The 18,922-nt window shown below is 69.9% G+C and carries 20 protein-coding genes; 17 read left to right on the top strand and 3 right to left on the bottom strand.

The window, feature by feature from the left end; translation table 11 throughout:
• Positions 1 to 56: 56 nt before the first annotated feature.
• Positions 57 to 233, bottom strand: a complete 177-nt coding sequence (locus NV348_RS01005) for a hypothetical protein (RefSeq protein WP_447145233.1) — start codon at positions 231 to 233, stop codon at positions 57 to 59.
• 59 nt (positions 234 to 292) lie between these two features.
• On the opposite strand from NV348_RS01005, the gene dop reads away from it, so the two are divergent.
• From dop to pafA, 5 genes are all read left to right on the top strand, one after another.
• Entirely contained in the window at positions 293 to 1,792 is a 1,500-nt protein-coding gene (gene dop, locus NV348_RS01000) for a depupylase/deamidase Dop (RefSeq protein WP_218718318.1), read from the top strand.
• A gap of 162 nt (positions 1,793 to 1,954) precedes the next feature.
• A complete protein-coding gene (locus NV348_RS00995) occupies positions 1,955 to 2,149 on the top strand; it encodes a ubiquitin-like protein Pup (RefSeq protein ID WP_019047503.1) in 195 nt (64 codons plus the stop codon).
• Between the two features lie 65 nt (positions 2,150 to 2,214).
• Positions 2,215 to 2,991 carry a proteasome subunit beta gene (gene prcB, locus NV348_RS00990; protein WP_447145232.1) on the top strand — a complete coding sequence of 259 codons (777 nt, stop codon included), beginning with the start codon at positions 2,215 to 2,217 and terminating at the stop codon, positions 2,989 to 2,991.
• Positions 2,988 to 3,755, top strand: a complete 768-nt coding sequence (prcA, locus tag NV348_RS00985) for a proteasome subunit alpha (RefSeq protein ID WP_447145231.1) — start codon at positions 2,988 to 2,990, stop codon at positions 3,753 to 3,755. The genes prcB and prcA overlap by 4 nt, the downstream gene beginning before the upstream one ends.
• Before the next feature lie 167 nt (positions 3,756 to 3,922).
• Positions 3,923 to 5,281 carry a Pup--protein ligase gene (gene pafA, locus NV348_RS00980; protein ID WP_447145230.1) on the top strand — a complete coding sequence of 453 codons (1,359 nt, stop codon included), beginning with the start codon at positions 3,923 to 3,925 and terminating at the stop codon, positions 5,279 to 5,281.
• 92 nt (positions 5,282 to 5,373) lie between these two features.
• Here the strand turns inward: pafA and NV348_RS00975 are convergent, their stop codons facing one another.
• On the bottom strand, positions 5,374 to 6,009 hold the full coding sequence (locus NV348_RS00975) for a TetR/AcrR family transcriptional regulator (protein ID WP_447145229.1): 636 nt from the start codon (positions 6,007 to 6,009) through the stop codon (positions 5,374 to 5,376).
• A 138-nt stretch (positions 6,010 to 6,147) separates the two neighbouring features.
• Between NV348_RS00975 and NV348_RS00970 the strand changes: the two genes are divergently transcribed.
• The 6 genes from NV348_RS00970 (at position 6,148) to NV348_RS00945 (ending at position 11,262) form a co-directional block, all read left to right on the top strand.
• Entirely contained in the window at positions 6,148 to 7,299 is a 1,152-nt protein-coding gene (locus NV348_RS00970; protein WP_447145228.1) for an acyl-CoA dehydrogenase family protein, read from the top strand.
• Between the two features lie 16 nt (positions 7,300 to 7,315).
• Entirely contained in the window at positions 7,316 to 8,068 is a 753-nt protein-coding gene (gene fabG / locus NV348_RS00965; RefSeq protein ID WP_447145227.1) for a 3-oxoacyl-ACP reductase FabG, read from the top strand.
• A 16-nt stretch (positions 8,069 to 8,084) separates the two neighbouring features.
• On the top strand, positions 8,085 to 9,242 hold the full coding sequence (locus NV348_RS00960) for an acyl-CoA dehydrogenase family protein (protein ID WP_447145226.1): 1,158 nt from the start codon (positions 8,085 to 8,087) through the stop codon (positions 9,240 to 9,242).
• A complete protein-coding gene (pcaF, locus tag NV348_RS00955) occupies positions 9,239 to 10,438 on the top strand; it encodes a 3-oxoadipyl-CoA thiolase (RefSeq protein WP_447145225.1) in 1,200 nt (399 codons plus the stop codon). Before NV348_RS00960 ends, pcaF begins: the two co-directional genes overlap by 4 nt.
• Positions 10,439 to 10,531: 93 nt before the next feature.
• On the top strand, positions 10,532 to 10,810 hold the full coding sequence (locus NV348_RS00950) for an AMP-binding enzyme (RefSeq protein ID WP_447145224.1): 279 nt from the start codon (positions 10,532 to 10,534) through the stop codon (positions 10,808 to 10,810).
• Complete coding sequence (locus tag NV348_RS00945; RefSeq protein ID WP_447145223.1) at positions 10,807 to 11,262, top strand: MaoC family dehydratase; 456 nt, start codon at positions 10,807 to 10,809, stop codon at positions 11,260 to 11,262. Before NV348_RS00950 ends, NV348_RS00945 begins: the two co-directional genes overlap by 4 nt.
• 18 nt (positions 11,263 to 11,280) lie before the next feature.
• On the opposite strand, the gene NV348_RS00940 is transcribed toward NV348_RS00945, so the two are convergent.
• A complete protein-coding gene (locus NV348_RS00940; protein WP_218718308.1) occupies positions 11,281 to 11,595 on the bottom strand; it encodes a thiamine-binding protein in 315 nt (104 codons plus the stop codon).
• A gap of 105 nt (positions 11,596 to 11,700) precedes the next feature.
• Between NV348_RS00940 and NV348_RS00935 the strand changes: the two genes are divergently transcribed.
• From NV348_RS00935 to NV348_RS00910, 6 genes are all read left to right on the top strand, one after another.
• Entirely contained in the window at positions 11,701 to 12,696 is a 996-nt protein-coding gene (locus tag NV348_RS00935) for a helix-turn-helix transcriptional regulator (protein WP_447145222.1), read from the top strand.
• Positions 12,693 to 13,676, top strand: a complete 984-nt coding sequence (locus NV348_RS00930; RefSeq protein ID WP_447145221.1) for a helix-turn-helix transcriptional regulator — start codon at positions 12,693 to 12,695, stop codon at positions 13,674 to 13,676. Before NV348_RS00935 ends, NV348_RS00930 begins: the two co-directional genes overlap by 4 nt.
• Complete coding sequence (locus NV348_RS00925; protein ID WP_447145220.1) at positions 13,673 to 14,701, top strand: 2-dehydropantoate 2-reductase; 1,029 nt, start codon at positions 13,673 to 13,675, stop codon at positions 14,699 to 14,701. Before NV348_RS00930 ends, NV348_RS00925 begins: the two co-directional genes overlap by 4 nt.
• Positions 14,702 to 14,793: 92 nt before the next feature.
• Positions 14,794 to 15,060 carry a Sec-independent protein translocase subunit TatA gene (gene tatA, locus NV348_RS00920; RefSeq protein ID WP_447145219.1) on the top strand — a complete coding sequence of 89 codons (267 nt, stop codon included), beginning with the start codon at positions 14,794 to 14,796 and terminating at the stop codon, positions 15,058 to 15,060.
• A gap of 95 nt (positions 15,061 to 15,155) precedes the next feature.
• Positions 15,156 to 16,109, top strand: coding sequence for a twin-arginine translocase subunit TatC (gene tatC / locus NV348_RS00915; RefSeq protein ID WP_447145218.1), 954 nt, complete (start codon positions 15,156 to 15,158; stop codon positions 16,107 to 16,109).
• A gap of 3 nt (positions 16,110 to 16,112) precedes the next feature.
• Entirely contained in the window at positions 16,113 to 18,809 is a 2,697-nt protein-coding gene (locus NV348_RS00910) for a DEAD/DEAH box helicase (protein ID WP_447145217.1), read from the top strand.
• Positions 18,810 to 18,922: the final 113 nt, after the last annotated feature.

Raw genomic sequence — 18,922 nt, 5'->3', positions numbered from 1 at the left:
ATCGCCCGCGAGGACCACCCCGGGTCATCCGAGCGGGGGACCCGGGGTGGGCACTGTCAGTCGCGCTGCGTCAGAACCTCTTCCACGAGGGTGACGGCCTCCGGCAGCTCGATGTGGTCGTCGGGGTAGGCGACGAGGCCACCGACCAGCAGTTCGACGTGTCCGCGCTCGGTCGGGGCGGCGGCGACGGAGGGGACCAGAAGCCTGCGCGCACCCGGGTGAGCTGGGGCCACCGGAGGCCGCTGGGCGGAGATGCCGGTGCGGGTCGGACGCGTCGCCTAGGCTCGACAGCATGCAGCGCATCATCGGAATCGAGGTCGAGTACGGCATCTCGACCCCCACGGAGCCGACGGCCAACCCGATCCTCACCTCCACCCAGGCCGTTCTCGCCTACGCCGCCGCCGAGGGCGTACCGCGGGCCAAGCGGACGCGCTGGGACTACGAGGTGGAATCCCCGCTGCGTGACGCGCGTGGTTTCGACCTGAGCCGGATGAGTGGCCCCGCGCCCGTCATCGACGCCGACGAGGTCGGCGCGGCGAACATGATCCTCACCAACGGCGCCCGGCTCTACGTCGACCACGCCCATCCGGAGTACTCGGCGCCCGAGGTGGTCGACCCGCTCGACGCGGTCATCTGGGACAAGGCGGGCGAGCGGGTGATGGAGGCCGCCGCCCGGCACGCCTCCAGCGTGCCCGGCGCCCCGCGCCTGCAGCTGTACAAGAACAATGTCGACGGTAAGGGCGCCTCCTACGGCACCCACGAGAACTACCTGATGAACCGCGACACCCCGTTCAGCCACATCATCGCGGGGCTGACGCCGTTCTTCGTTTCGCGCCAGGTGATCTGTGGTTCCGGCCGGGTCGGCATCGGCCAGTCCGGGGACCACGCGGGCTTCCAGCTGTCCCAGCGCGCCGACTACATCGAGGTCGAGGTCGGCCTGGAGACCACGCTCAAGCGCGGCATCATCAACACCCGCGACGAGCCGCACGCCGACGCCGACAAGTACCGGCGCCTGCACGTGATCATCGGCGACGCCAACCTGGCCGAGATGTCGACCTACCTCAAGGTCGGCACCACCGCGCTGGTGCTCGACCTGATCGAGGCAGGCGAGGACCTCTCGGAGTTCCAGCTGGCCCGCCCGGTCACCGCCGTGCACCAGATCAGCCACGACCCGACGCTGCGCGCCACCGTGGCGCTGGCCGACGGCCGCGAGCTGACCGGCCTTGCGCTGCAACGGCTCTACCACGAGCGGGTCGCCAAGTTCGTGCACCGCGAGGGCAACGACGATCCCCGGGTGCTCGACATCATCGACAACTGGGCGATGGTGCTCGACCTGCTCGAACGCGACCCGATGGAATGCGCGAACCTGCTCGACTGGCCGGCCAAGCTGCGCCTGCTCGAGGGCATGCGCAGCCGTGAGGGCCTGGGCTGGGCCGCGCCCAAGCTGCACCTGATGGACCTGCAGTACTCCGATGTGCGCCTGGACAAGGGCCTCTACAACCGGCTGGTGGCGCGCGGTTCGATGAAGCGTCTCGTCAGCGAGCAGCAGGTGCTCGACGCGATGACCAAGCCGCCGACCGACACCCGCGCGTACTTCCGCGGTGAGTGCCTGCGCCGGTTCGGCGCCGATATCGCCGCCGCCAGTTGGGATTCGGTGATCTTCGACCTGGGTGGCGATTCGCTGGTGCGGATCCCGACCCTGGAGCCGCGGCGCGGCACGAAAGCGCACGTCGGGAAGCTGCTCGACGCCGCCCAGACCGCTGCCGAACTCGTCGATCAGCTCACGCACTGAGGCGTTTTCCGGCACGACAGGGCGACAATCCGATCGCTAATAGACCACCTTGTCGGATCGGCTCGGTAGGGTTGTGGGACGAGCACGAACATCGCTCATGATCGCCGACCGTGCTCATCCGAAAGGTCGCGGTCATGATGAGGAAAGAGGAGGTCGGCTGCCATGGCACAAGAGCAGACCAAGCGCGCCGGGGGTGGCGACGAGGACGAGGGTCCCGAGGGTGTGGACGCGGCGGGTCAGGAGCGCCGCGAGAAGCTCGCGGAGGAAACCGACGACCTGCTCGACGAGATCGATGACGTGCTCGAAGAGAACGCCGAGGACTTCGTGCGGGCGTATGTGCAGAAGGGCGGCCAGTGACCTCAGGTGACCCGTTGCGCCTCCACGCGGGGCAGGCTCTCTCCTCGTTCACCGAACATCTCCGTATGCACGCACCGGACCTGTTGCCCGGCAACAGGTTCGGTGCCTCGGATCTGACCGCGGCCAAGGATCTGGCGCCACACGGCACCACCATCGTCGCGGTCACCTACCGGGGTGGCGTGCTCATCGCGGGCGACCGCAGGGCCACCATGGGCAACCTGCTGGCCAGCCGGGACACCGAGAAGGTGTACATCACCGACACCTTCTCGGCGGCCGGTATCGCGGGCACCGCGGGCATCGCGATCGAGATGATCCGGTTGTTCGCGGTGGAGCTCGAGTACTACGAGAAGATCGAAGGCGTACCGCTGACCTTCGACGGTAAGGCCAACAAGCTGTCGAAGATGGTCCGCGACAACCTGCCCGCCGCCATGCAGGGGCTGGCTGTCGTGCCGATCCTGGTCGGGTTCGACGACCAGATCACCGATCAGGACCGCTCGGGTCGCATCGTGTCCTACGACGTGGTCGGCGGGCGCAGCGAGGAGCGGTTCGGCTACACCGCCGTCGGCTCCGGTTCGATGTTCGCGAAGTCCTCGCTGAAGAAGCTCTACCAGCGCGGCATCGATCAGGACCGGGCGTTGCGGGTCGCGGTGGAGTCGCTGTTCGACGCCGCCGACGACGACACCGCCACCGGTGGTCCGGACATGCTGCGCGGGATCTACCCGACAGCGGTGGTGATCGACGTCGAGGGCGCGGCCGAGGTGGCCGAGGACCGCCTGGCCGAGATCGCTCGCGGTGTGATCGCCGACCGGGAAGCCGCGGAAGAAGGGGGCGCCGTCCGATGACGCTGCCGTATTACGCCTCGGCCGAGCAGATCATGCGCGACAAGACCGAGCTCGCCCGCAAGGGCATCGGTCGCGGTCGCAGCGTGGTGGTGCTGGTGTACGACAAGGGCGTGCTGTTCGTCGCCGAGAACCCCTCGGCGACGCTGCACAAGGTCAGCGAACTCTACGACCGCATCGGTTTCGCCGCGGTCGGCAAGTACAACGAGTTCGAGGCCCTGCGCCGCGGCGGCATCCTGCAGGCCGACCTCAAGGGCTATCAGTACGACCGGCGCGATGTCACCGGCCGTGGTCTGGCCAACCTCTACGCGCAGAGCCTGGGCTCGATCTTCACCGATCAGCTCAAGCCCTACGAGGTGGAGCTGTGTGTCGCCGAGGTCGGGTATCCGGAACAGTCGCCGACCTCGGTGCTGTACCGGATCACCTTCGACGGGTCGATCGTCGACGAACGCGAGTACGTCGTCATGGGCGGCACCACCGAGCCCATCCTGACCGCCGTCAAGGCCGCCTACAAGCCGGGTCTGTCCCTGGACGACGCGCTGAAGGTGGCCATCGGGGCACTGCAGGCGGGTCAGCCCGAGGCCGACAAGGACAAACGCGCGCTCGGTGAGGCCTCCCTCGAGGTGGCCACGCTCGAGCAGTCCCGGCCGCGCCGGGCGTTCCGCCGGCTGCAGGGTCCCGCCCTGGAGAAGGCGCTCGGTACGCCGAAGGCGAAAGCCGTGAAAGAGGCGAAGCTGCCCGAGCCCGAGGACGGCGCGGGGGAGTAGACCCCGCCGTCACGATCATGAACGGGCCCGCGGACCGATCCGGTCCACGGGCCCGTTCCCGTCGTGCTCGCCGGGGTCGTTCGCTGTCCGAATCGTTGTGAACACGTATGCGAATGGGATGTCCGGAGCGCCGCGCGGGCCCTGGTCATGGCTGTAGTGTCGATAGTGTGCAGCGACGAATCATGGGGATCGAGACCGAGTTCGGTGTGACATGCACCTTCCACGGTCACCGTCGGCTGTCCCCCGACGAGGTGGCCCGGTACCTGTTCCGCCGGGTGGTGTCCTGGGGCCGTAGCTCTAATGTCTTCCTTCGAAACGGTGCCAGGTTGTACCTCGACGTCGGATCGCATCCCGAGTACGCCACCGCAGAATGCGACAGCCTGGTGCAGCTGGTCACCCACGACCGGGCCGGTGAGCGGGTGCTGGAGGACCTGCTCATCGATGCCGAACAGCGTCTCGCCGAGGAAGGCATCGGCGGCGACATCTACCTGTTCAAGAACAACACCGACTCCGCGGGCAACTCCTACGGCTGCCATGAGAACTTCCTCGTGGTCCGCGCCGGCGAGTTCTCCCGGATCTCCGATGTGTTGCTGCCGTTCCTGGTCACCCGCCAGCTCATCTGCGGTGCCGGCAAGGTGCTGCAGACGCCCAAGGCGGCCACGTTCTGCCTCTCGCAGCGCGCCGAGCACATCTGGGAGGGCGTCTCCTCGGCGACCACCCGCTCGCGCCCGATCATCAACACCCGCGATGAGCCGCACGCCGACGCCGAGAAGTACCGGCGCCTGCACGTGATCGTGGGCGACTCCAACATGGCCGAGCCGACGACGATGCTCAAGGTGGGCACCGCGTCGCTGGTGCTGGAGATGATCGAGGCGGGCGTCTCCTTCCGCGACTTCGCCCTCGACAACCCGATCCGGGCGATCCGCGAGGTCAGCCACGACCTGACCGGCCGCCGCCCGGTGCGGCTGGCCGGTGGCAGGCAGGCCAGCGCGCTCGAGATCCAGCGCGAGTACTACGCCCGCGCGGTCGAGCACCTACGCAACCGCGACCGCGATCCGCAGGTCGACGCGGTGGTGGACCTGTGGGGCCGCACCCTCGACGCCGTCGAGGCGCAGGACTTCGCCAAGGTCGATACCGAGATCGACTGGGTGATCAAGCGCAAGTTGTTCCAGCGCTACCAGGATCGCTACAGCATGGAGATGTCGGACCCGAAGATCGCCCAGCTCGATCTGGCCTACCACGACATCAAGCGGGGTCGCGGCGTCTTCGACCTGCTGCAGCGCAAGGGTCTGGCCAAGCGGATCACCGAGGACGAGGCCGTCGACGCCGCGGTGGAGACCCCGCCGCAGACCACGCGCGCCAAGCTGCGCGGTGATTTCATCACCGCCGCGCAGGAGGCCGGCCGCGATTTCACGGTCGATTGGGTGCATTTGAAGTTGAACGATCAAGCGCAGCGCACCGTGTTGTGCAAGGATCCGTTCCGGTCGGTCGACGAGCGCGTCGATCGGCTGATCGCCTCGATGTAGGCGAACCCCCGGGACGGGGGGCCCGGCGACGGGACCGGTGGCGCAAGGGAGCGATTGCGTAGACGCCACCGGTCCCGTCGTCGCGTCCGGGCTCAGTCGGCGCCGACGACGCTCGCGTAGGTGCCACGCAGTCCGGCGACGAACGAGGTCAGGGCCAGTTCGAAGCTGTCGTCGTCGATCTCGTCGGCGACCGCGCGCAGCAGGTGCGCCTGGTTCAGATGTGGGTAGCGGTCCCGGTAGACCTGCACGTCGTCGGCGAATCCGCCCGCGAACGAACCCACCGTCGAGCCCATCACCAGGTAGCGGGTGGCCGCGCCGATCATGGTCGCGTAGCGCGGCGGCCAGCCCGCGCCGACCAGGCAGCCGTGCACGGCATCGGCCGCGCGCAGGTTCTCCGCGCGGCGGCCGGGGCCCGCGGCGAGGTAGGGCACGAAATTCGGGTGCGCGACCAGCGCCGTCCGATAGCTGCGGGCCCAGGCGGACAGTCCGTCGTACCAGGTCAGGCTGTCGAAGCCCGAGGTGTCGACGTGGCTCATGATGCCCGCCGCGATGTCGTCGAACAGGTCGTCCTTGTTGGGGTAGTGGCCGTACAGCGAGGCGGCCTGCACGCCGAGTTCGGCGGCCAGCTTGCGCATGGAGACCTCGGCGAGGCCATCCCGGTCGATCATGGCCAGCGCGGTGTCGCGAATGCGTTCGCGGCTCAGCAGCGGTACGCGCGGCCTCGCCATGCGCCACTCCTCGTCTGCTCGGGTCCGATGGGGCTTCGAACGCTATCACCGATGACCGGTGCGGCCCTTGATTAACCGAACGGCGTTAGGATACGGTGCCCGAGTAAACCTAACACCGTTTGGTTCAGGAGTGGTCCGATGGATCTCGCACTCACGCAAGCGCACAGCGACCTGCGCGAGCTCGCCCGCGCATGGGTGGACAAGGAAGTCGTGCCGCACGCCGCGCACTGGGATCGGGAGGAATCGGTCGACCCGGCCATCGTCGGCACACTCGGCGCGCTGGGATTCCTCGGCATCGGGATCGACGAGGAGTACGGCGGTTCCGGCGGTGACGCCCTGGCCTACTGCGTGCTGCTGGAGGAACTCGGCCGGGGCGACAGCGCGGTGCGCGGCATCGTGTCGGTCTCGCTGGGGCTGGTCGGCAAGTCGATCGCCGCCTACGGGACCGAGGAGCAGAAGCGCCGCTTCCTGCCGCCGCTGTGCGCGGGCGAGCAGCTCGGCTGCTTCGCGCTGACCGAGCCTGGCACCGGGTCCGACGCGGCGAACCTGATCACGCGCGCCACCCGGGACGGGTCGGACTGGCTCATCGACGGCACCAAGGTCTTCATCACCAACGGCACCTGGGCCGATGTCGCGCTGGTGTTCGCGCGGACCGGGGGACCGGGTCCGAAGGGGGTGACCGCGTTCCTCGTCCCGACCGACGCCCCCGGCTTCGGCCGGACCGAGATCAAGGGCAAGCTCGGCCTGCGTGGTCAGGCCACCGCCGAGCTGGTGCTGGACCAGGTCCGGGTGCCCGACGCGCTGCGTCTCGGCGAGGAGGGCCAGGGCTTCCGGATCGCGATGGCGGCGCTGGACAAGGGCCGGATGGGCGTGGCCGCGGGCTGCGTCGGCCTGGCGCGCGCCTGCCTCGAGGCCGCCGTGCGCTACGCGGGCGAACGCGAACAGTTCGGCAAGCCGATCGCGGGGTACCAGCTGGTGCAGGAACTGCTCGCCGATATCGCCGTGGAGACCGAGGCCGCGCGGCTGCTGGCCTGGCGCGCCGCCGATCTCGTCGACCGGGGCGAGCCGTTCGGTACCGCCGCCTCGATGGCGAAGCTGTTCGCCTCCGAGGCCGCGGTGAAGGCGGCCAACAACGCGATCCAGGTGTTCGGCGGCTACGGCTACATCGACGAGTACCCGGTCGCCAAGTATCTGCGCGACGCACGCGTGCTGACCCTCTACGAGGGCACCACCCAGATCCAGAAACTGCTCATCGGCCGCGCCCTCACCGGCGTGAACGCCATTGTCTGACAGAGGAGTACCAACCATGACCCACAGAACTGCCTTCGTTACCGGGGCGGGCCGTGGCATCGGCGCGGCCACCGCCGCCCGGCTGGCGGCCGCCGGATGCGCCGTCGCTGTCGCCGATCTCGACGTCGACGCGGCCGCGCTGACCGCGGGAAAGATCAATGCCGCGGGCGGCACCGCGATCGGGCTCGGCTGCGATGTCGCCGACGAGGATTCGGTGGCCGCCGCCGTGGCGCGCACCGTCGCCGACCTCGGCTCGCTCGACGTGCTGGTGAACAACGCGGGCGTGCTGCGCGACAACCTGCTGTTCAAGATGTCGGTGGACGACTGGGACACCGTCATGGGGGTGCACCTGCGCGGGGCGTTCCTGTGCAGCAAGGCCGCCCAGAAGCACATGGTCGAGCGCGGTGGCGGCGCGATCGTCAACACCTCGAGTGTGTCGGCCCTGGGCAATCGGGGGCAGGCCAACTACGCCGCGGCCAAGGCGGGCATCCAGGGGCTGACCCGCACGCTGGCCATGGAACTCGGACCGTTCGGCATCCGGGTCAACGCGGTCGCGCCCGGCTTCATCGCCACCGAGATGACCGCGGCCACCGCCGCCCGGATCGGCGTGAGCGCCGAGGAACTACAGGCCAGGACCGCCGAGATCACGCCACTGCGGCGGGTCGGCACGCCGGACGATATCGCCAATGTCGTCGCGTTTCTCGCCTCCGACGAGGCCGGGTTCGTCACCGGCCAGACCCTGTACGTCGACGGCGGACGCCGGCTGTAGGTTTCGGGAGATCATCATGCAGCGCACAGTTTTCACCGATGAGCACGAGGCGTTCCGCAAGACCGCGCGCGCGTTCATCGAGTCGCAGGTCGTGCCGGTCTACGACCAGTGGTACGAGGCGGGCATCGTGCCGCGCGAGTTCTACCGGTCGCTGGCCGATCTCGGCGTCTTCGGGATCGAGGTGCCCGAGGAGTACGGCGGCGCGGGGATCGACTCGTTCAAGTTCCAGGCGATCCTCATGGAGGAAACCGCCAGGGCCGGTGTGTCTTTCGGCGGCTCGGGGGTGCACGTCGGCCTGTGTCTGCCCTACCTGAAGAACCTCGCGACCGACGAGCAGAAGCGGCGGTGGCTGCCGGGGTTCGTGTCGGGCGAGATCATGTTCGCTATCGCGATGACCGAGCCCGGCACCGGGTCCGACCTGGCCGGGATGCGCACGACCGCGCAGCTGTCCGAGGACGGCACCCACTACGTGCTCAACGGGGCGAAGACCTTCATCACCGGTGGCGTGCACGCCGACCGGGTGATCGTGTGCGCGCGGACGGCCCCGCCGTCGGAGACCGATCGCCGCCACGGGATCTCGCTGTTCGTCGTCGACACCGCCTCGCCCGGTTACGCGGTCGGCCGCAAGCTCGACAAGCTCGGGCTGAAGGTGTCCGACACCGCCGAACTGTCCTTCACCGATGTGCGGGTGCCGGTGGCCGACCTGCTCGGCGAGGCGCACCAGGGCTTCGCCTACCTCGGGCAGAACCTGCCGCAGGAACGCCTGTCCATCGCGGTCGGCGCCTACGCGCAGGCCAAGTCGGCGATCCGGTTCGCCCTCGAATACACCAGGGGCCGGACCGTTTTCGGTCAGCCGGTGGCGCACTTCCAGAACACCAAGTTCGAGCTGGCCGCCTGCCGGGCCGAGGTGGACGCCGCCGAGGCCGTGGTCGACCGCGCGCTCGACGCCCTCGACCGGGGCGAACTCGGCCCGGCCGACGCCGCCTCGGCGAAGCTGTTCTGCACCGAGGTCGCCTCGCGGGTGATCGACCGCTGCCTGCAGCTGCACGGCGGGTACGGCTACATCACCGAATATCCCGTCGCCCGCCTGTACGCCGACAACCGGGTGAACCGGATCTACGGCGGCACCAGCGAGGTGATGAAGATGATCATCGCCAAGGACATGGGCCTGTGACGGGCCGCGCGTATCTGGTCGACGGCGTCCGCACGCCGTTCGGCCGCTACGGTGGCGCACTGGCCGAGGTGCGCCCCGACGATCTGGCCGCGCACGTGATCTCCGCGCTCACGCGACGACTTCCGGCCGTGGACTGGGCGCGGGTCGACGACGTGGTGCTGGGTTGCGCGAACCAGGCAGGCGAGGACAATCGCAATGTCGCCCGGATGGCGGCACTCTTGGCCGGGCTGCCGGTGGACGTGCCCGGCGTGACGGTCAACCGTCTGTGCGCGTCCGGACTGGACGCGATCGGTTACGCGGCCAGGGCGATCAAGGCCGGTGACGCCGATCTGGTGATCGCCGGCGGTGTCGAGTCGATGAGCCGGGCACCGTACGTGCTGCCGAAAACCGGTGCGCCGTGGGACCGTTCGGCACAGCTGGCCGACACCACGCTCGGCTGGCGGCTGGTGAATCCACGGATGCGGGCGGAGTACGGCATCGACTCGATGCCCGAGACCGCCCAGCACGTCGCCGACGACCACGGCATCGCCCGTCCCGATCAGGACGCGTTCGCGGTGCGCTCGCAACAGCGGGCGGCGGCGGCGATCGCGCGCGGCAGGCTGGCCCGCGAGATCACCCCGGTGCCGGTCCCGCGGCGGCGCGGCGAACCGGTCGTCGTCGACCGGGACGAGCATCCGCGCGCGACCACGATCGAGGCACTCGGCGGTGTGCGTGCGGTCGTGCCCGACGGCTCGATCACCGCGGGCAACTCCTCCGGGATCAACGACGGTGCCGCCGCGCTGCTGATCGCCTCCGAGGCCGCCGTGCGCCGCTACGGTCTGACGCCACTCGCCGAGGTCGGCGCGGTGACCGCAGCGGGGGTGCCACCACGGGTCATGGGTGTCGGCCCGGTGCCCGCGGTCGAGAAGCTGCTCGCGCGAACAGGTCTCGGGATCGCCGACATCGATGTCGTCGAACTCAACGAGGCTTTCGCCGCCCAAGCTCTGGCCGTACTGCGCGGACTCGGACTGCCCGACGACGCCGAACACGTGAACCCGAACGGCGGCGCCATCGCGCTCGGTCACCCGCTCGGTGCCAGCGGTGCGCGCCTTGCGCTCACCGCCGCACTCGAGCTGGCCGATCGCGATGCGCGCCACGCGGTGGTCACCCTGTGCGTGGGTGTCGGGCAGGGCCTCGCGGTCCACCTCCATCGCTGACCGACGTCGGCCGCACCGAGCCCGCTGCCCGGTGCGGGCCGACCGCCCTCGAACTCCGGCCGATCCGGTCGCTCACCGCGCGACACCGAGGGTGTGCGCGCTCCCTCGCCGAAGCCAGTCGAGGCCGCGCTGGTCCGGCATCCGCGCATCGCGCAGGTCGCGGTGCCCGACACCCATTACGGTGAGGAGATCGTGGCCGTCGTCGTGGCCGACGGCGAGCTGACCGCCGAGGACGTGATCGAGTTCGGCAAGCAACAGGTAGCCCGGTACAAGTACCCGCGCCGCGTGGAATTCGTCACCGAGCTGCCGCTCGGGCCTACCCACAAGGTGCTCGAGCGCGCACTGCGCCGACGTTTCGGAGGAGCGGCATGATTACGGATTTCGCCGATTTCGACACCCTGCGCGCGGCGGCGGGCGCCGAACTCGGACCCAGTGACTGGATCACGATCGACCAGGACCGGATCGACCGGTTCGCCGAAGCCACCGGTGATCACCAGTGGATCCACGTCGATCCCGTGCGGGCCGCCGTGGGCCCGTACGGCACGACCATCGCGCACGGTTTCCTCACCCTGTCGCTGATCGTGCCGATCACCCAGCAGGTGATGACCGTCAGCGCCGCGAGCGCGGCGATCAACTACGGCCTCGACCGGGTCCGGTTCCTCACCCCGGTGCCGGTGGGCGGCCGCATCCGCGGACGCGTGGCGCTCACCGAGATCACCGAGGTCCCCGGCGGCGTGCAGGTACACCGGCGCGTCACCGTCGAACTGGCGGGCGCCGAGCGACCCGCCTGCGTCGCCGACGCCATCGCCCGCTATCTCGGCTGAACCGCCCGGGGCGGCGGACTAGTAGCCGTCGCCCTCGGCCAGATAGCGCTCGATCGTCTCGACCTTGGTGGTGAGCGCGTCGGTGACACCGGGCCGCAGGTCGGCCTTGAGCACGAGGCTGCAGCGCGGCGCGACCGCGAGGATCGCGTCACAGGCCGACTTCACCACGGCCATCACCTCGTCCCAGTCGCCTTCGATCGTGGTGAACATGGCGTCGGTCCGGTGCGGTAGCCCCGAGGCGCGCACCACGCGCACGGCCGCCGCCACGGCGGCGCCGACCGACCCGTCGGCGTGGGCGGCGCCACTGGGCGCCACGGAGAACGCAACAAGCATGGTGGTCCTTTCGCTGCGGGTATCCGAACCATTCTCCCCGCCCGGACGGCCGGCAACCGTGCGCCGACGCGCCGCGACGGTCAGCCGACCATTACCCTCTATCGGGTGGCGATATCCAAGGTCGAGCGGCTGATGAATCTGGTCATCGCGCTGCTGTCGACCCGGCAGTTCCTGAGCGCGGAGCGGATTCGCGCCAGCGTGGCCGGTTACGAGGACTCCGCGACCGACGAGGCGTTCAGCCGGATGTTCGAGCGCGACAAGAACGAGCTGCGCGACCTGGGCATTCCGCTGGAAGTCGGCCCGGTGGGGCGGTTCTCGACGCTCGAGGGCTACCGGATCAACCGCGACGCCTACGAGCTGCCCGACATCGATCTGTCCAGCGAGGAGGCGGCCGCGGTCGCCGTCGCCGTGCAGATGTGGGCCTCGCCCGAGCTGGCGAGCGCCGCCGAGGGCGCGCTGCTGAAGCTGCGCGCGGCCGGCGTCACCGTCGAGACGGAGAACGTCGGGGTGTCGGTGCCCGCCGTACCCGCCCGCACCCGCGGCTCGGAGCCGGTGCTGCGCGAGCTGCTCGCAGCGATCGACGCCGGGCAGGCGGTGCGGTTCGGGCACCACAGCGCCGTCACCGATCCGTTCGTCACCCGCGATGTGGAGCCGTGGGGCGTGGTCACCCGGCACGGTCGCTGGTATCTGGTCGGGCACGACCGCGAGCGCGACGCCGTGCGCACCTTCCGGCTGTCCCGGATCGGTGGCGAGGTCACGCCGTACGGTCCGCTCAACGCGGTCCGCAAGCCCGCCGACACCGACCTGCGCGCTATCGTCGACCGGGTCACCGGCGACGCGCCCGTCACCGGCTCGGCCACTGTCTGGGTCGCCAAGGGCCGCGGTCGCGAACTGCGCCGCATCGGCACCGAGCTCGGCGCCAGGGAACTCGGCGGCCGGGACGGCTCGATCGTCGAGGTGCCGGTCCGGTCCCGCGACTGGGTGGCTCGGCTGATCACCGGGCTCGGCCCTGATGTCCTCGTGCTGGATCCGCCGGAACTGCGCGCCGACGTGATGAACCGGCTACGGTCGGTACTCGACCACACGGAGGTGGCGTCGTGAGTTCACGTCTGTCCCTACGCCTTTCGCGCCTGTTGAACATGGTGCCGTACCTGCTCGCGCACCCCGGCATCAGCGCCGCCGAGGCCGCCGCCGAGCTGGGCGTGACCACCAAGCAGCTGATGAGCGACCTCAACCAGCTGTGGATGTGCGGACTGCCCGGGTACGGGCCGGGTGATCTGATCGACCTGTCGTTCTCCGAGGAGAGCATCGAGGTCACCTTCTCCGCGGGTATCGACCGGCCGTTGCGGCTGACCTCCACCGAGGCGACCGCGCTGCTGGTCGCACTGCGCTCGATCGTGGAGATGCCGGGCATGGTCGACCCGACCGCCGCGCACGCCGCGATCGCCAAGATCGAATCGGCCATCGCCAGCACCGACGCCGTCGTCTCCGGCACGCCGGCCGCCGTGCCGGTCGAGCAGCCGGTCGTCGCCACCGTGCGTGCCGCGCTCGCCGACGCGCGTGCCCTGCGGCTGGTGTACTACTCGGCCAGCCGCGACGAGGTCTCCGAACGGATCGTCGACCCCATCCGGGTGGTGCTGGTCGACAACAACAGCTATCTGCAGGCGTGGTGCAGGCAGGCCGAGGGGGTGCGCCTGTTCCGGTTCGACCGGATCGAGGACGCCACCGAACTCGACGAACCGGCCCGCCCGCCCAGCCACGCCGCCGCCGACGCGGCGGCCCTCGACCTGTTCCAGGACGACCCCGACGTGCCGCTGGCCCGGTTGCGCATCCGCGCCGACTACGCCTGGGTGCTCGACCAGTACCCGATGCACCGCATCGAGTCCCGCCCCGACGGCAGCATCGAGGCGGGCATGCGCTTCGCCTCCGCCGACTGGATGGCGCGCCTGCTGCTGGGGTTCGGCACCGGCGTCAGCGTGCTCGGTCCGCCGGAACTGGTCGCGGCGGTGCGTGAGCGCGCCGACGCCGCCCTGGCCGCCTACGCGGCCGCCGGACTGCCAGGGGAGACCGAGCCCGCGTGAACCAGCGAGTACTGGTCCTCGGCGCGGGCAGCATCGGGGTCTTCATCGGCGGTCATCTGGCCGCGGCCGGCCTCGAAGTGATCTTCGTCGGCCGCCAGCGTGTCCTCGACGACATCGCCGAGCACGGCCTGCACCTCACCGACCTCGACGGTGGGTCGATCGTCGTGCCGCCGGATCGCTTCGGGCTGGCCCTCGAACCCGACGAACCGGAACTGGCCGACCTCGTGCTGGTCACCGTGAAATCCGCCGCCACTGCCGCGGTCGTGCGGACCGTCGCGGGCCGGCTGCGCCCCGGCACCCCGGTGGTGAGCCTGCAGAACGGTATCGGCAACGACAGCCTGATCCGGGAGGTCCTGCCGACCAGCGTCGTGCTGCCCGGCATGGTCCCGTTCAACGTGGTGCACCGCGGCAACGGGCGCTTCCATCGGGGCAGCGACGGCATCGTGGCGATCCAGGACGACCCGGTGGTCGACCGGTTCGCCGGCCAGTTCCGGGCCGCGGGCCTGCCGCTGCGCCGCTATCGCGACCTGCGCCCGGTGCAGTGGGCCAAGCTGCTGCTCAACCTCAACAACCCGATCAACGCGCTGTCCGGGCGGCCGCTGCGCGAGGAACTGGCCGAGCGCGACTACCGGCGCTGCCTCGCGCTCGCCCAGGCCGAAGCCCTCGCGGTGATGAACACTGCGCGAATTCGCCCCGCCCAGCTGACGGCGATCCCGCCGGAACTGATGGTGCATCTGCTGCGCGTCCCCGATGTCGTCTTCCGCCGCGTGTTCGGCCGGGTACTGGCCATCGACCCGCTGGCCCGCTCCTCGATGGCCGACGACCTCGCCCTGGGCAGGCGGACGGAAATCGCGTGGTTGTGCGGCGAAATCGTGCGCCTCGGCGAGATGGTCGGGCACCCGACGCCGGTCAACCGCAGGCTCACCGAGCTGATCCGGAAAGCCGAATCGGGGGACACCCGCCGGTTCACCGGAAGCCGGTTGTTCGCCGAGCTGACCGGGGCGGCGTCCGCCGTCGGGGGTTGAACACGTGGCGAACTCCGCTGCGGGTGACCGGTCATCATCGTCCGGGTGCAGGTAGCATCGGTAATCACCACAGTCTTTGGAGGTATCTGATAATGGGCACGTTCAGCTGGACGCACCTGCTGATCATCGCGTTGCTGTTCGTCCTGCTCTTCGGCGCGAAGCGGCTGCCGGACGCGGCGCGCGGTCTCGGCCGGTCGCTGCGGATCTTCAAGAGCGAGGTCGGGCAGATGCAGTCGGAGTCGGCCGCACCGGCCACGCAGCCGTCCGCCACCCCGGCGCCGCCGCAGCAGCTGCCCGCGTCGGCCCCGCAGGCGCAGACCCCGATCGTCGAACCGCAGCAGGGCCAGAAGTCGGCCTGACCTCGGTATTCACCCCCGGAGCGAGTCAACTGCTCCGGGGCTGAGTGCTGTTGTCGAGCATCCGCCGGACCGAGGGTTAGAGGCCACCACCCACCATGCGCATTCCGTTCGATCCACGGCGCAGCAAGCGCAGGACGAATCCCGACGGCACCATGTCGTTGGTCGAGCACCTGCAGGAACTGCGCACCCGGCTGTTGCTGGCGCTGGCCGCGATCGCGGTCACCACGCTCGTCGGCTTCTTCTGGTACGCGCATCCGTTCTTCGGCATCGAGAGCCTGGGCGAGATCCTGCGCGGACCGTACTGTGCGCTGCCGGAGTCGGCACGGGCGAGCCTGAGCCCCGACGGTGCCTGCCGCCTGCTGGCCACCGCTCCCTTCGAACAGTTCATGCTGCGCCTGAAGGTCGGCTTCACCGCCGGTGTCGTGATGGCGGCGCCGTTCTGGCTGTACCAGCTGTGGGCGTTCATCACCCCCGGTCTCTACGCCAAGGAGCGCCGGTACGCCGTCGGGTTCGTGGTGTCGGGCACGGTGCTGTTCGTGACCGGCGCCGTGCTGGCCTATGTGGTCGTCTCGCACGCGTTGTCGTTCCTGTTGACCATCGGTGACAACGTCCAGATCACCGCGCTCAGCGGTACCCAGTACTTCGGGTTCATCATCCAGTTGCTGATCATCTTCGGCGTCAGCTTCGAGACGCCGCTGGTGATCATCGGGCTGAACCTGGTCGGCGTGCTGCCCTACGAGAAGCTCAAGGCGTGGCGGCGCGGCATCATCTTCGGGCTGTTCGTCTTCGCCGCGATCGTGACCCCGCAGGACCCGTTCTCGATGCTGGCGCTGGCGATCGCGCTGACGGTGCTGTTCGAACTGGCGGTGCAGTTCGCCCGGTTCAACGACGCCCGCCGGGCGCGCCGCGCGGCGAACGAGGGCTGGGGTGCGCTGTCGGACGAGGAGGCCTCCCCGCTGGACACGCCGGACCCGGTGCGGCCCGCGGACCCGGTCGCCGACCCGGAGAAAACCACGCGCCCGGTGTCGGACTACTCCGATACGCTCTGACGGGTGACCGATTCTCCCGCGCGGGCCAACGAGTTGGCGCAGTTCGCCAGCGAAATCTCTTTCGATCTCGACCCTTTCCAGCGGACCGCCTGCGCGGCGCTGGAGGACGGGCACAGCGTGCTCGTCTGCGCCCCGACCGGCGCGGGCAAGACGATCGTCGGTGAGTTCGCGGTCCACTTGGCGCTGGCCTCGGGCGGCAAATGCTTCTACACCACGCCGATCAAGGCGCTGTCGAACCAGAAGTTCGCCGACCTGACCGCGCGCTACGGTCGCGACAGTGTCGGCCTGCTCACCGGCGACCAGTCGATCAACCCCGACGCACCGGTGGTCGTGATGACCACCGAGGTGCTGCGCAACATGCTCTACGCGTCCTCGGATTCGCTGCGCGGACTGTCCTATGTCGTGATGGACGAGGTGCACTACCTGGCCGACCGGTTCCGCGGCGCGGTGTGGGAGGAAGTCATCCTGCACCTGTCGCCGGACGTGCGGCTGGTGAGCCTGTCGGCGACGGTGTCCAACGCCGAGGAGTTCGGCGCGTGGATGGAGACCGTGCGCGGCGACACCGCGGTGGTGGTCGACGAGACCAGGCCGGTGCCGCTGTGGCAGCACGTGATGGTCGGCCGGCGGATGTTCGACCTGTTCGACACCAAGTCCAGCGACCAGAAGGTGCTGGTCGACGAAGACCTCGTGCGGTTCATCCGCCAGCGCGAGGCCGCCGACCGGATGCAGGGCTACGGCGGCCCGCGCGGGCGCGGTGGTCGCGGCAACTTCCGCCCGCTGCCCCGTCCGGAGGTGCTGGCCCGGCTCGACGAGGAAGGCCTGTTGCCGGCGATCACCTTCATCTTCAGCCGCGCGGGCTGCGACGGTGCGCTGGCCCAGTGCCTGCGCGCCCGGCTCGACCTGAGCAGGCCCGACGACGCCGCGCAGATCGACGAGATCATCGAGAAGCACACCGGCGACCTGCCCAAGGGCGACCTGGAGGTGCTCGGCTACTGGGAGTGGCGTGAGGCGCTGCACCGCGGGCTGGCCGCCCACCACGCCGGCATGCTGCCGGCGTTCCGGCACACCGTCGAGGAGCTGTTCGTCAAGGGTCTGGTGCGGGCCGTGTTCGCCACCGAGACCTTGGCGCTGGGCATCAACATGCCCGCCCGGACGGTCGTGCTCGAGCGCCTGGTGAAGTTCAACGGTGAATCGCACGCCGAACTGACGCCGGGAGAGTACACCCAGCTCACCGGCCGCGCGGGCAGGCGCGGCATCGACGTCGAAGGCCACGCCGTGGTGCTGTGGCAGCCCGAGGTCGACACCAGCGCGGTCGCCGGTCTGGCCTCGACCCGCACCTATCCGCTGCGCAGCTCCTTCCGGCCCGGCTACAACATGTCGATCAATCTGATCGACCGGATGGGCGCGCAGGAGGCGCGGGCGCTGCTCGAGCGGTCCTTCGCCCAGTTCCAGGCCGACCGGTCGGTCGTCGGGCTGGTCCGCGGTATCGAGCGCAACCAGGGCGCGATGCGCAAGCTGGAGAGCCAGCTCGGCGGCGTCGACGGCGGGTTCATGGAGTACATGTCGCTGCGCGAGCGGATCAAGCAGCGCGAGCGTGAGATCCAGCAGCAGGGCCGCGCCGATCGGCGTGGCGCCGCGGTCAAGGCCCTGATCGAATTGCGCCGCGGTGACGTGGTGGCGATTCCGTCGGGCAGACGCGCCGGGCTCGCGGTGATCCTGGAACCCGACCAGACCCCCGGCGACCCGCGTCCGCTGGTGCTCACCGAGGACCACTGGGCGGGCCGGGTCTCGGCGGCGGACTTCCCCGTGCCCGCCGAAGCGCTCGGGCACATGCGGTTGCCACGGCGGGTCGATCACCGGACCGCGCGCATCCGCCGCGATCTGGCCTCGGCGCTGCGCAGCACCGGGATCTCCGCGCCGGGCAGGCGCAGGCGCAACGACCACACGCGCGGCGGTGAGGATCGCGAACTGTCCACGCTGCGCCGCAGCCTGCGGTCGCACCCGGCGCACAACCGGCCCGATCGCGAACAGCTCAGCCGCACCGGCGAGCGCTACGCCCGGCTCGCGCGCGAGACCGAGTCGATGCGCCAGAAGGTTGCCGCGACGACGAATTCGCTGGCGCGCACCTTCGACCGGATCGTCGGCCTGCTCGAGGAGCGCGGGTTCGTCGAGCACGGTGAGGTGACCTCCGACGGCAGGCGGCTGGCCCGGATCTACGCCGAGAGCGACCTGGTGGTCGCCGAGGTGTTGCGCCAGGGGCTGTGGCGCGGGCTCGGTCCGGCCGAACTCGCGGCCGTGGTCTCCACGCTGGTCTACGAGTCGCGCCAGGAAGGCGGGTTCCTCACCGCGTCCGGCCCGACCGAACCGATCCGCCGGGCGGTCGGCGCGACCATCGAGGTGTGGACCGAGCTGCGCTCCGACGAGGCGCGGCACAAGCTGCCACCGACCCGCGAACCCGACCTCGGTTTCGTCACCGGCGTGTACAAGTGGGCCCGCGGCGACGCATTGGCCGAGGCGTTGCTGGCCAGTGGCGATCAGGGCACGCCGCTGTCGGCGGGCGATTTCGTGCGCTGGTGCAGGCAGGTCATCGACCTGCTCGACCAGATCCACAACACCGCCGACGACCCGGAGATCGCGGCCACCGCGGCTAAGGCGGTGCGTGCCGTTCGGCGGGGTGTCGTTGCGGTGGACGCCGCGTAGTGGATATGTCTGTGATTTGATTTCTTGGCGTACCGACCGTGATGGCGGAGTCGTGCGAAAGCGGCTGGCCTGGCGCGGGGGGCTACCGTATGTACAACGATGCGAGTGGAGGC

Source organism: Nocardia fodinahabitans (assembly GCF_052983615.1).
The sequence above is the reverse complement of the archived record's forward strand: the minus strand, read 5'-3'. Positions and strand labels throughout refer to the sequence as shown.

Coding starts and splice junctions, on each gene's coding strand:
- fabG (WP_447145227.1), top strand. CDS start 7,316: ATGACCCACAGAACTGCCTTCGTTACCGGGGCGGGCCGTGGCATCGGC.
- prcA (WP_447145231.1), top strand. CDS start 2,988: ATGACGCTGCCGTATTACGCCTCGGCCGAGCAGATCATGCGCGACAAG.
- tatA (WP_447145219.1), top strand. CDS start 14,794: ATGGGCACGTTCAGCTGGACGCACCTGCTGATCATCGCGTTGCTGTTC.
- NV348_RS00970 (WP_447145228.1), top strand. CDS start 6,148: ATGGATCTCGCACTCACGCAAGCGCACAGCGACCTGCGCGAGCTCGCC.
- NV348_RS00940 (WP_218718308.1), bottom strand. CDS start 11,595: ATGCTTGTTGCGTTCTCCGTGGCGCCCAGTGGCGCCGCCCACGCCGAC.
- NV348_RS00995 (WP_019047503.1), top strand. CDS start 1,955: ATGGCACAAGAGCAGACCAAGCGCGCCGGGGGTGGCGACGAGGACGAG.
- dop (WP_218718318.1), top strand. CDS start 293: ATGCAGCGCATCATCGGAATCGAGGTCGAGTACGGCATCTCGACCCCC.
- NV348_RS00975 (WP_447145229.1), bottom strand. CDS start 6,009: ATGGCGAGGCCGCGCGTACCGCTGCTGAGCCGCGAACGCATTCGCGAC.
- NV348_RS00945 (WP_447145223.1), top strand. CDS start 10,807: ATGATTACGGATTTCGCCGATTTCGACACCCTGCGCGCGGCGGCGGGC.
- NV348_RS00960 (WP_447145226.1), top strand. CDS start 8,085: ATGCAGCGCACAGTTTTCACCGATGAGCACGAGGCGTTCCGCAAGACC.
- prcB (WP_447145232.1), top strand. CDS start 2,215: ATGCACGCACCGGACCTGTTGCCCGGCAACAGGTTCGGTGCCTCGGAT.
- tatC (WP_447145218.1), top strand. CDS start 15,156: ATGCGCATTCCGTTCGATCCACGGCGCAGCAAGCGCAGGACGAATCCC.